Source organism: Ferruginibacter sp., assembly GCF_049840995.1.
GTDB lineage: Bacteria > Bacteroidota > Bacteroidia > Chitinophagales > Chitinophagaceae > Ferruginibacter.
The window spans coordinates 390,910-403,046 of sequence record NZ_JASGIP010000004.1 but is presented as its reverse complement, the minus strand read 5'-3'; the positions used below and the strand labels follow the sequence as shown (position 1 = coordinate 403,046).

Here is a 12,137-nt window from a genome sequence, read left to right as displayed (position 1 = left end):
TATGAATGATGTTGCAGTTGTTGGTGGCGGTGTAATTGGATTATGCAGCGCTTACTACCTGAACAAAGCTGGTTACACTGTTACAGTGATCGAACGGGGTGATATTACAGATGGATGTTCTTTTGGTAATATGGGCTATATCTTGCCCAGTCATTTTGTGCCGCTGGCAAGCCCTGGCATCATATCGCAGGGATTAAAATGGATGCTAAGCTCCACTTCTCCTTTCTACATTAAACCCAGGCTGAATATTGACCTGATGAAATGGGGTTATCATTTCTGGAAGAGCAGCAATGCCGCTACGGTTAAAAAAAATTCACCGCACTTAAATGATATTTTACAACTCAGCCGCAAACTGGTGAATGATCTGCGCAACGATATAGGTGATACATTCGATATGGAAGAGATCGGATGCCTCATGATGTGCAAGCAGCAAAAAACTTTGGATCACGAATTTCACATGGCAGATGATGCCGAAATGTTTGGATTAAAAGTGGAACGCCTGGTAAAAGAAGAAGTGCAAAAACTGGAACCCAATGTGGAAGTGGATGTTGCAGGCGCTGTATTATTTAAAGATGATTGTCATTTCAATCCCGGTAAGATGATGGTGGCACTGAAGAATTATTTGGTTAGTAAGGGAGTGAAGCTGGAGCTTCACTGTACAGTAACGGGTTTTGAAAAAGCCAACAACAAAATTGCAGCAGTAATAACCGACAAAGGAAAATTTACCGCCAGCGAAATTGTGATAGCAACAGGAAGCTGGTTGCCGGTAACTGCAAAGATGATGGGCATACAATTATTATTACAACCGGGCAAAGGCTACAGCTATACCTATCCTCATGTAGAAAAAAATATTAAATATCCCGCTATACTCGTGGATGGCCGCTGCGCCATCACTCCCTGGGGCAACCAATTACGAATTGGCGGTACCATGGAGATAAGCGGCATCAACAATAAAGTATTGGTAAAACGCATGCAGGGTATTTATGATTCTGCGCTGGATTTTTATCCCGGCCTAAAAATAGATTTTCCACCTACCGATAAAATATGGAACGGGTTGCGGCCTGTAACACCCGATGGCCTGCCTTATATCGGCCGCCATTCCCTGTATGAGAACGTAGTATTTGCAGGTGGTCATGCCATGCTCGGCATTTCCGAAGGAACGGGCACCGGCAAACTGGTAACGGAGATCATACAGCACAAAACCACTGCCGTTAATATCAGTGCATTTAAAGTGGAGCGGTTTTAAATTTTTAAATACTTTCGCAGCAGATCAATTTTAATTCTTCAGTTTTAACTTCACCAAAGGGCAGGTGATCATCCGCTATGAACAACCAGGCAGCAGCAACAGATATTAAAACAGGTGTACTTTTTTTACCCGTACAAATGGTACGGCAGAATACCTTTATTCATTTATTGAACATCAAGAAGGGCGCCGGTACCGTACAATACGATGCACAGGAATTGACGGCGAGGGAACTTACAAAAAATTTTGCCACATTACCTAAACCTGCAAAGGAAGCACTCAATAATTTACTGGGCGATTCATTAAAAGAATTGCTCGATGAACTGGCAAAAAAACACCGTTTGCAAAAAGCAGGCATGCCCCTGGCGCAGTTTACCGAAACAGCTTACAACCGGCAACTGCAGCAATTATTTGAAACGGTAAAACCTTTTTTACCCTTACTCAAATGCTACCACCAGTTGCCCAACCCCGCAACCGGTAATTTAATGATCGCTCCCTGTACATTCAGTGGATACACTCCTGCTTTAAGCTTCACCGTACAAAACAAGAATGGTGTATTGATAGTTGTAACTGCTGTTACGGTTAACGGTATCGCATACCCTGAAAATGCCTTCCGGCGTTTTGGTTTTTTGCTTGAAAGCAGGAATGAATATTTTATTTTAAAGAATAAAGACTATCAAACTTTAGAATGGCTGATCAAAACAGGTAATAGTGGCACCGATGCAGCTGCCTTTGCAAAAAATATCCTCGCGGTGCTGGAAGAAAACTATCCCGTAGAACGCAATAATTTATTTGAAGTAAATGTGCTGGATGACATTATTCCTGCACAAAGGGTAATGCTGAGCGAGATCAGCAATTCTTTTTTAGTGCTTACCCCGCAATGGATATATGATGGTAATATTGTGGAAGGTGAATGGAAAGAACAGATAGAAACAACTCAGGAAGGACAACAGGTATTCATTAAAAGAAATAAACAGGCCGAACAGGATTTCAGAAAATTACTCGCCGGCCTGCATCCTAATTTTCCTCGCCAGCTGAATGGCTGGTATTACTTGAGTTTTGCAGATGCACAAAAAAAACAATGGTTCTTAAAAGTATACCACCAGCTGCTGGAAATGAATATTGAACTGGCAGGTATTGATATGCTCACCCACTTCCGGTATTCGCCACACAAGCCTGAAACCGTTTTTGATATTAAAAATATCAACGACAGTAAAGTGGAGATCGGCTTTTCCCTGCACTTTGGTAAAGAGCAGGTGCCGCTGAATGAATTGCAGAAGATCGTGTTGGCAGGGCAACGTGCCGTGATGCTGAAAGACGGCTCACTGGGAGTGCTACCCGAAAATTGGCTGACAGAATTTGCCACCGTGATCAAGCACAGCAAGATCAGCAATGCCACTAGCTTACTGGCGCCCAAATGGCTGGCCATTGGCGAACACGTTACGGAAGCAGCAGCAAAAAAACTGGATGCCAGTATCAACACCGACTGGTGGCAGGTATGGCAGCAATGGCAGGATACGGATAATATCCTCTACCCAGTTCCCGCAAGCATCAAAGCTACACTGCGCCCCTACCAGCAAAAAGGATTTGAATGGATGAAGATGCTGGCCGCTGTAAATGCCGGTGCCTGTCTTGCTGATGATATGGGCTTGGGTAAAACATTGCAGACTATTTGTTTTATTACCGACCGCCTGCAAAATGCAAAGGGCATTGCGCTCATTGTTTGTCCTGCATCGCTTGTGTACAACTGGCAGGCAGAAGCAGAAAAATTTGCGCCGCATTTACGTTGCGTGGTGCATCATGGCGCCCAGCGCAGCCTGGATAATATTACACCGGCAGAAAATGATATCTGTATCACCAGCTATGGCACTTTACGTTCGGATATTGAAGCATTGGCCGCCATCAATTTTGAAGTGGTGGTGATAGATGAAAGCCATAACATTAAAAGTCCCGTAGCGCAGATCACCAAAGCAATGAATCAGCTGCAAAGCAATTGTCGTGTAGCCCTTAGCGGTACCCCTGTAATGAACAATACCTTTGACCTGTACAGCCAGCTGGAATTTTTATTGCCCGGTATGTTCGGCAGCAGGGAGTTCTTTAAAAGAGAATATGCCGACGCCATTGATAAAGACCGCAATGAAGAAAAGATATGGATGCTGCAGAAACTTACAGCCCCCTTTATCTTACGGCGTACCAAGGAGCAGGTGGCGAAGGACCTGCCCGAAAAAACAGAATCGGTATTGTGGTGCAATATGAGCACGCAACAGAAAGACCTGTACAATGAAATAAAAGGACAAATAAAACAAAACCTGTTTACGGATATCGATGCCAACGGAATTGGCAAAGCCAAACTGGCGGTATTGCAGGGCATCATGAAGCTGAAACAGATCTGTAGCTCTCCTTTATTATTGCCTACGGCAGAACAAACCACCGATCTTTCTGCCAAGACCGATATATTACTGGAAGAACTAGGCAACCTCGGTAAAAATAAAGTGCTGGTGTTTTCGCAGTTTGCAAAAATGCTGCAGTTGCTGGCAGATACTTTTACACAAAAAGGCATTTCGTATTATTTGCTGGATGGCAGCACGCCTGCAAAACAAAGGGCGCAGCTGGTAGCAGATTTTCAACAGAACGACAATTCCACGCAGGTATTTCTCATCAGCCTGATGGCGGGTAATACCGGGCTTACGCTTACTGCCGCCGATTATGTTTTCCTCTTCGATCCCTGGTGGAACAATGCCGTTCAGCAGCAGGCCATCGACCGTACTCACCGTATCGGGCAGACGAAAAACGTATTTGCCTATAAAATGATCTGTAAAGATACCATCGAAGAAAAGATCATGCAGTTGCAACAGCGTAAAAAAGAATTAAGCGAAGACCTGATCGGCGATAATGAAGGGTTTGTGAAAGAGTTGACCAAAGAAGATATTGAATTCCTATTCAGTTAAAAATTCAATGCGTCCATATCATACTCTGCGGATTAATATTCCAATGATATTTTTGCGCTTCTCCAAAAGTTCCAAAGTCCATTTTTTCACCCAGTATAATTTCTTTGTAGGCCTGGTACATCTGCCGGGCAGCGATCATGGGCTGCATCCTGCCAACACCCGTGCACAGGCCCGGTATAGCAACCGTATTAATGCGGCTGTCATTTTTTGCTTTCAGTAAAATAGCCTTCATAGCCAGGTAAGCATTTACCGAAGTATCGATATTAAAATTGGTGGGAATGCGCATCGTCGGCGCCGATATCAGCAACGGAATATCTTTATCACCTGTCTCCAGCACCAATGCCTGACCCACAAGCAATTCACCTTCAGGCAATGCTTTGATCATTTTTTGCAATTCTTTTTCCAGGTCCCAACCCAGCCTGTCGGAAAGTAAATAATCAAGCCCGCCATCCATAAAGCCAAAAGAATTGGCAGGGCTTACTATCGCATCACACACCATTTTAGTGATATCGCCTTCAACAATAGTTACATTTTCTTCCGCTGCAAAAAATTCCTTCCATGCATCGATCAGTTTAGGTTCTATCGCCGATAAAATAATTTTCATAAATACTTCTTTCAATTCTTTAAACACTCCACCAATTACTCACCACTGACTACTCACCACTCACGTCTCACCACTCACGTCTCACCACTCACGTCTCACGCCTACCCCAACCCGATCTCACTATGCATCTCCGGTATATCCACATCATATCCCTTCTTCATCAATCGTTGGCGAAACTCCTGCTGCACTTCATATTCTCCATGCACTAAAAATAAACGCTTCACTGCTTTGGCATCCTGGCAGGCAATGAACTGGCACAGGTCATCATAATCACCATGAGCGCTCATACTGCGGATGCTGCCGATCTCGGCATTGATCTCGTGCGATACACCAAAAATATTCACTTCCTTGCGGCCGGGCTGCTGCAGCTTGGCACCGAGTGAATTCGGTTCGCAATAACCCGTTAATAAAATAGTATTACGGCTGCTTTCAATATTATTGCTGATATGATGCTTTACCCTTCCTGCTTCGGCCATACCACTTGCAGAGATCACCACGAATGGCCCGTTGCGGAAATTGAGCATTTTGGATTCATCCACCGAACGGATGAACTTCAATCCTTTAAAATCAAAAGGGTCATTGTCTGTCTCCAGTACTTTTTGAATGGTTTTATTAAAGTATTGGGGGTAATGTTTTACAATTTCTGTAGCCTTAACACTTAAAGGACTGTCCACAAAATAAGGTACATCCGGCAATCTCCTTTCCAGTTCCAGTTGATTGAGCGCATACAATATTTCCTGCGTGCGGCCCACACTGAAAGCGGCAATAATTAATTTTCCTTTTTTCTGAATACAGGCTTTTTCTATCCATTGCAATACCTGGTCGGGTGTTGTTACCGCGGTATCATGCAAACTGTTACCATAAGTAGATTCCAGCAATATATAATCCGCCTGCGAAAATTCAGCAGGTGATTTTAATATCACATCGCGGTAACGGCCCACATCGCCACTAAAAGTGATCCGGGTGGTCTTACCGTTTTCTTTTACTTTTAAATGTACCGCCGCACTACCAATGATATGGCCTGCATCGGTATACATCACATCAATATTTTCATCTACTGTAAACCAGGTATCATATTCCACCGTTACAAAATGATCCACTGCAGCCAGTGCCTGGTCCGTAGTGTACAATGGTTTTAAATAAGGCAATCCTTCCTGCGCCCTTCTTTTATTTTCATACTTCACATCATTTTCCTGTATGCCGGCGCTGTCCTCCATCAATACAGCAGCCAGTTCTTTAGTGGCAGGCGTGCAGTAAATTTTTCCGTTAAATCCATCGGCAACAAATTTGGGTATCAACCCGCAATGATCCACATGCGCATGCGATAAGATCAATGCCGTCACCTCTTTCGGATCAAAACCAAACTGCCGGTTGAATACATCGGTATCCTTGCCCATGCCCTGGAACATACCACAATCCAGTAAATATTTTTTTCCGTTAACGAGTGAGAGTAAATGCTTGGAACCGGTAACGGTTCTTGCAGCACCATGGAAAGCAATCTTCATAACCCCTGTCCCCTAAAGGGGAACCTAAATTCAATGCACCCTGCTGCATAGGTCAGTGTATCATTGATCAGGCCTTATTTTTTATTAATGATTTCTATGCAAATCGTTTTGTAATTCAAATGTATGATAACAATCAAAAAGACGTTCAATTAAATAATTCTGTTGTGTCCAGGGTTCCCCCTTTAGGGGGTCAGGGGGTTGCAAGCCAGGCCATCATCCCCATCCCCACTTCAATCGCATTTTCATCAATATTGAACGTGGGCGTGTGTACGCCGCTGGTAATGCCTTTGGCTTTATTGCCTGCACCTAACCTAAAAAAACAGGCCGGCATCTGCTGAGAATAATAAGCAAAATCTTCGGCACCCATTCTTAATTCTGTTTCAGAAACATTGTCGGCGCCCATGTATTCTTCCGCTTTTTTCCTGGATGCTGCACTCAGCTCTTCGTTGTTCAGCACAAAAGGATAACCCACATCAATTAAAATTTCCGCTTCGGCACCCATCGCATTTACCAGCCCAATGGTTTGTTTGGTAATTAATTCATGCGCTTTAAAACGCCACTCTTCATTCATTGCACGAAATGTGCCCATCAGTTTTACTTCACTCGGTATCACATTGGTGGTATTACCGCCATTGAAAGAAGTAATGGATAATACCGATGGATTGAAAGGATTATTATTCCTGCTTACGATCTGCTGCAGGCTGATGATGAGGTGCGATGCGATCAATATAGTATCGGCAGTTAAATGCGGCGAAGCAGCATGGCCGCCCTTGGCTTTAATGGTAATATACAGTTCATCGGCGCTGGCCATGATCATGCCACCGCGAAAACTCAGTTGCCCCGCTTCCAGGCCGGGATGCACATGCAATGCAAATATCTTTTCGGGCTTCGGGTTTTCCAGTACACCATCTTTTATCATCAGGCTGGCGCCACCGGGATTTTTTTCTTCACCGGGCTGAAAGATCAGTTTCACGGTTCCTTCCCATTCGTCTTTTAATTCATTTAAAATTTTTGCAGCGCCTAATAAACAGGTGGTATGTACATCGTGCCCGCAGGCATGCATCACGCCATCGTGCTGCGATTTATAAGGCACATCATTGGCTTCGGTAATGGGCAGTGCATCCATATCGGCACGCAGTGCAACAATTCTTTTATCGGGATTCTTGCCTTTTATCAAACCCACCACACCAGTAGTGGCTTTTATTTCAAAAGGAATGCCCCATCCCTGCAGTTTTTCCTGTACAAATTTCGAGGTCTCAAACTCTTTATAACTCAATTCGGGATGCGCATGAATATGATGCCTTATGTCAATGAATTCTTCGCGGTATTGTTTTGCCAGTTGTTGTATTTTTTCCTTCAGCATAAACCTGTTCTTCTTAATTAAAACAAAAAAGGAGTTCCTTGGCGGAAACTCCCTTCAAAGTACGTTAATTAATTCTATTTAATCGTTTTCTTCTTTATTCTTATCAACTTTAACTTCCACTACTTCGGGCACCATGTAAATATTGGTGGTCACTATCTTGGAGTTGGTGAGTATCTTCCGGTATTTTTCCGCATCATTCTTTTCTACAAAATCACCAAACTTTACTTTAATAAAAGGCGCCTGGAAAGTGGTGTACACTTTTTGTTCCGGGAAACGCTGCAATAATGTTTCCCTTACTTTCATGGCATAGTTACGGTCGTTGCTGTTAACCACCAGCAGGCGATAGCCTTTGGCATTTTTAACACCCAGCCCCACAGTGGCTTTATTGATATCTGCTTCCTGTTTGGCCAGCAGTTCCAGTCTCGGGTCTTTATTAACCGTTACCCTGCCGGTCATCATCGAGTCGGTTGCACCAGTCTGTGCTTCGGCAGTTGCAAAAGTTGCGGTCAAAACGATCAGTACACTTAATTTTTTCATATCTGTTTTTTTACAAAAATCATTCCATCAATCCCGGCCGGCCGCTTCCTGCACTATCTGCACACTGCTGCTGCATCCCAGCCTGTCGGCCCCGGCTTCCACCAGTTGGCGGGCAAAGCCGTAACTTTTAATCCCCCCGCTGGCTTTAATTTTTACAGCAGCCGGTAAATGCTTGCGCATCAGTTGCACGGCTTCCACGGTAGCGCCTTTTTCGGCATAACCGGTGCTCGTCTTCATAAAATCTATCCCCGCAACGCCATAAAGTTCGCAGCAGGTAATGATCTCCTGGTCGGTGAGGATACCGCTTTCAATGATCATCTTGATCACCCTGCCCGCCTTACGCACCACGGGCATTACGGTATTGATCTCATGCGCCAAAAACTGCCAGTCGTTGTTCTTGACCGCACTGATATTGATCACCATATCCAGTTCATCGGCGCCATCCACAATGGCCAACACCATTTCGGCCACTTTTGCCTCAATGGCCGAGTAACCAAAGGGAAAACCTATTACTGTAGCCACTTTTACTTCGCTGCCGCTCACCAGTTCCTTTGCTTTTTTTACAAATAAGGGCGGTACACAAACCGCGGCAAAGCCAAACTGCCTGGCTTCGGCACACAGTTTTTCAATATCCGCCACGGTGGTGGTAGGCTTTAAAACGGTGTGGTCTATATAAGATGCTATATTCATATCGGGGAAGCAAAAATACAGTATTTCAGGTGTTGCACTACAATAACCAGCCGCCTTGCACTAAACAATAACAGCCTTTTAATAAATTACAGCAGCGGTTGGTTTTCAATTGATAGTTTTATTATTTTTAGCGTTCATTTTTTATTACCAAAACTTCTTCAGCATGCAAAAATTAAGATTTCCGGTGCTGGTCCTGGCGCTTGTAATGGCAGCATTACAAGTACGCTCGCAGGTAACCTTCCCGGTAAATGATGTGGCCAACCCCAAAGATGGCTGCTATGCTTTTACCAATGCCACCATTGTAAAAGACGCCCAAACCACTATACAGAATGCCAGCCTGGTAATAAGGCAGGGCAAAATTGAGAATGTGGGCGTCAATATCACCCTCCCGAAAGATGCCGTGGTGATCGATTGCAAGGGAAAATACATTTATCCGTCCTTTATAGATATATTCAGCGATTATGGTATACCGGTACCGCAGCGTCAGCAGGGCGGCGGTTTCTTCGGTCCTCAGCAGCTTACCTCCAATGTAAAAGGCGCTTTTGGCTGGAACCAGGCCATTAAAGCCGATGTGGACGGATCGAAATTGTTTAACGGCGATGATTCCAAAGCAAAAACATTGCGGGATATTGGTTTTGGTGCTGTGCTCACCCATCAAAAAGATGGTATTGCAAGGGGCACCGGCGCTTTTGTAACGCTGGCTACACAGCCCGATAACCTGGTAATGCTGAAGGACAAGGCCGCAGCCTTTTATTCATTAAGCAAGGGCACTTCCACACAAAGCTATCCCAGCTCTATGATGGGCACCATTGCTTTATTAAGGCAAACCTACCTGGATGCACAATGGTATAAAAGTGGGCCCGCAAAAGAAGGCACCAACCTTTCTTTAAAAAGCTGGAACGATAACCAAACCCTGCCACAGATATTTGATGCCAATGATAAATGGAACGACCTGCGTGCCGATAAGATCGGTGATGAATTCGGCGTGCAATACATTATTAAAGGCGGTGGTAACGAATACCAGCGCATCAAAGAAATTGCAGCTACCAAAGCCACTTTCATACTTACTTTGAATTTTCCTGCAGCAATGGATGTAGACGATCCCAACGATCTGCGTTTTGTAGGCCTCGATGATCTGAAGCACTGGGAACTGGCGCCGGGCAATGCGGCATCATTGGAAAAAGCAGGCGTGCCGTTCTGTTTATCCTCAGCAGATCTTACCAACCCGGGCGACTTTATGGCCAACCTGCGCAAAGCCATTGAATATGGTTTAACAGAAACCAGGGCGCTGGAAGCGTTGACCAAAACACCCGCCTCACTGTTAGGCATATACGATAAAATTGGCAGTATCGATAATGGTAAAGTAGCCAACTTTATCATTACCTCCGGCCCCATCTTTGCCGAAAAAACCACGGTGTTCCAGAACTGGACACAGGGTTTAAAAAATGCGGTAAAAGAAGATGGCTGGTACGATGTAAAAGGATCTTATAAATATACCGCCAGCAATGCCAAAGCATCCACGCTCGACCTGAAAGATGGCGGCGTGGCCAGCTTTATCAGCACCGATACCCTTACCGGTAAATACAGTTATGATGGCAAGATGGTAAAACTGAGTTATACCGAAGGCCGCGGCAGGGAAGCTAAAGAAACCACGTTGAGCGGGGTTGCAAACGGTACTACCTGGAATGGTATGGGCCGCGATGTTGCCGGCAATACATTTACCTGGACAGCGAATTTTGATCATGTACTGGAAGCAAAGTCTGACAGCAGCAGGCCAAAAATGCCTTTAACGCTGGGAAAAGTAACCTATCCATTCGTAAGTTTTGGATGGGAAGAAGCGCCTAAAGCAGAAAATATATTGATCAAGAATGCCACCGTATGGACCAGCGATGCCGCCGGCAAACTGGAAGAAACTGACGTACTGGTGAAAGATGGTAAGATAGCTGCGATCGGAAAAAATCTTTCTGATGCTACTGCAAGAGTGATCGACGGTAAAGGCAAACATTTAACAGCAGGCATTATTGATGAGCACTCGCATATTGCAGCCGCCTCTATCAACGAAGGTGCGCAAAGCGTTACATCCGAAGTGAGGATCGGTGATAACCTGAATCCGGAAGACATTAATATTTACAGGCAGTTGAGCGGTGGTGTTACTACCTCGCACATATTGCATGGTTCTGCCAATACCATTGGTGGTCAGACGCAATTAATAAAACTGCGCTGGGGCGCTAATGCGGAAGACCTGAAATTTGCAGGTGCAGATCCATTCATCAAATTTGCATTGGGTGAGAACGTAAAACGTAGCTCCTCTTCTCAGGGCAATGTACGCTTCCCCGATACCAGGATGGGTGTGGAAGAAGTGCAGATGGATGCTTTTCAACGTGCCAGCGATTACCAGAAATTATGGAAAGCAGCAGAAGAGAACAATAAAAAGAAAGGGGCAACGCCCATGGTTGTACGAAGAGACCTGGAACTGGATGCACTGGTGGAGATCATGAACAAGAAAAGGTTCATCACCTGTCACTCCTATGTGCAGAGCGAGATCATTGAGACCATGAAAGTGGCTGAAAAATTTGGCTTTACCATCAATACCTTCACCCATATCCTGGAAGGTTATAAAGTGGCCGACAGGATGAAGGCGCACGGCGCTAATGCCTCCACCTTCAGCGACTGGTGGAATTATAAAATGGAAGTGGTGGATGCCATTGCCTACAATGCTTATATCATGAACAAAGTGGGATTGAATGTTGCCATCAATTCGGATGATGCAGAAATGGCCCGCCGCCTGAACCAGGAAGCAGCCAAAAGCGTGAAATATGGCGGCATGAGCGAAGAAGATGCGTTGAAAATGGTTACCATCAATCCTGCAAAAATGCTGCATATCGATGCTAAAGTGGGCAGCATTAAAGTAGGTAAAGATGCCGACCTCGTTTTATGGAGCGACAATCCTTTGAGCATTTATGCCAAAGCAGAAAAAACAATTGTGGATGGCACCGTTTATTTTGATATAGAAAAAGATGCTGAACTGCGTAAAAGGAATATTGCTGAAAAAGCAAGGCTGATACAAAAACTGGCAGCTGCTAAAAAAGCAGCCGGTGGCACACCGGGCGGTGGCGGCGGTAATTTCCAAAGGCCAAGGCCAAGACTGGAAGTGATCAATACCTGTATGGATCATATGCACAGCCTAGGCTTACTGGCAGTGGAAGCAGACGACCTGGATGGTGACAGCAAATAATTCAAACCAATC

8 protein-coding genes are annotated in these 12,137 nt (G+C 44.8%); 3 read left to right on the top strand and 5 right to left on the bottom strand.

Going from position 1 to position 12,137, the window contains the following annotated elements; all coding sequences use genetic code 11:
* Position 1: 1 nt before the first annotated feature.
* On the top strand, positions 2 to 1,246 hold the full coding sequence (locus tag QM738_RS12550; protein WP_462277070.1) for an NAD(P)/FAD-dependent oxidoreductase: 1,245 nt from the start codon (positions 2 to 4) through the stop codon (positions 1,244 to 1,246).
* 77 nt (positions 1,247 to 1,323) lie between these two features.
* A complete protein-coding gene (locus QM738_RS12545) occupies positions 1,324 to 4,191 on the top strand; it encodes a DEAD/DEAH box helicase (RefSeq protein ID WP_462277069.1) in 2,868 nt (955 codons plus the stop codon).
* 4 nt (positions 4,192 to 4,195) lie between these two features.
* Here the strand turns inward: QM738_RS12545 and QM738_RS12540 are convergent, their stop codons facing one another.
* The 5 genes from QM738_RS12540 to deoC form a co-directional block, all read right to left on the bottom strand.
* Positions 4,196 to 4,795, bottom strand: coding sequence for a macro domain-containing protein (locus tag QM738_RS12540; protein ID WP_462277068.1), 600 nt, complete (start codon positions 4,793 to 4,795; stop codon positions 4,196 to 4,198).
* A gap of 101 nt (positions 4,796 to 4,896) precedes the next feature.
* The gene (locus QM738_RS12535) at positions 4,897 to 6,300 is read right to left on the bottom strand and encodes an MBL fold metallo-hydrolase RNA specificity domain-containing protein (protein WP_462277067.1); all 1,404 of its coding nucleotides are present in this window, start codon (positions 6,298 to 6,300) and stop codon (positions 4,897 to 4,899) included.
* Positions 6,301 to 6,490: 190 nt separating this feature from the next.
* Positions 6,491 to 7,663 (bottom strand): M20 metallopeptidase family protein, encoded by a 1,173-nt coding sequence (locus tag QM738_RS12530; protein WP_462277066.1) that lies wholly within the window; start codon positions 7,661 to 7,663, stop codon positions 6,491 to 6,493.
* 78 nt (positions 7,664 to 7,741) lie between these two features.
* The gene (locus QM738_RS12525) at positions 7,742 to 8,200 is read right to left on the bottom strand and encodes a hypothetical protein (protein WP_462277065.1); all 459 of its coding nucleotides are present in this window, start codon (positions 8,198 to 8,200) and stop codon (positions 7,742 to 7,744) included.
* Positions 8,201 to 8,227: 27 nt separating this feature from the next.
* A complete protein-coding gene (gene deoC, locus QM738_RS12520) occupies positions 8,228 to 8,890 on the bottom strand; it encodes a deoxyribose-phosphate aldolase (RefSeq protein WP_462277064.1) in 663 nt (220 codons plus the stop codon).
* Positions 8,891 to 9,053: 163 nt separating this feature from the next.
* Between deoC and QM738_RS12515 the strand changes: the two genes are divergently transcribed.
* The gene (locus QM738_RS12515) at positions 9,054 to 12,125 is read left to right on the top strand and encodes an amidohydrolase family protein (RefSeq protein ID WP_462277063.1); all 3,072 of its coding nucleotides are present in this window, start codon (positions 9,054 to 9,056) and stop codon (positions 12,123 to 12,125) included.
* Positions 12,126 to 12,137 lie beyond the last annotated feature (12 nt).

Excerpts from the sequence above, each read along its gene's own strand:
- QM738_RS12550 (WP_462277070.1), top strand. The coding sequence starts at position 2 with ATGAATGATGTTGCAGTTGTTGGTGGCGGTGTAATTGGATTATGCAGC.
- QM738_RS12545 (WP_462277069.1), top strand. The coding sequence starts at position 1,324 with ATGAACAACCAGGCAGCAGCAACAGATATTAAAACAGGTGTACTTTTT.
- QM738_RS12540 (WP_462277068.1), bottom strand. The coding sequence starts at position 4,795 with ATGAAAATTATTTTATCGGCGATAGAACCTAAACTGATCGATGCATGG.
- QM738_RS12535 (WP_462277067.1), bottom strand. The coding sequence starts at position 6,300 with ATGAAGATTGCTTTCCATGGTGCTGCAAGAACCGTTACCGGTTCCAAG.
- QM738_RS12530 (WP_462277066.1), bottom strand. The coding sequence starts at position 7,663 with ATGCTGAAGGAAAAAATACAACAACTGGCAAAACAATACCGCGAAGAA.
- QM738_RS12525 (WP_462277065.1), bottom strand. The coding sequence starts at position 8,200 with ATGAAAAAATTAAGTGTACTGATCGTTTTGACCGCAACTTTTGCAACT.
- deoC (WP_462277064.1), bottom strand. The coding sequence starts at position 8,890 with ATGAATATAGCATCTTATATAGACCACACCGTTTTAAAGCCTACCACC.
- QM738_RS12515 (WP_462277063.1), top strand. The coding sequence starts at position 9,054 with ATGCAAAAATTAAGATTTCCGGTGCTGGTCCTGGCGCTTGTAATGGCA.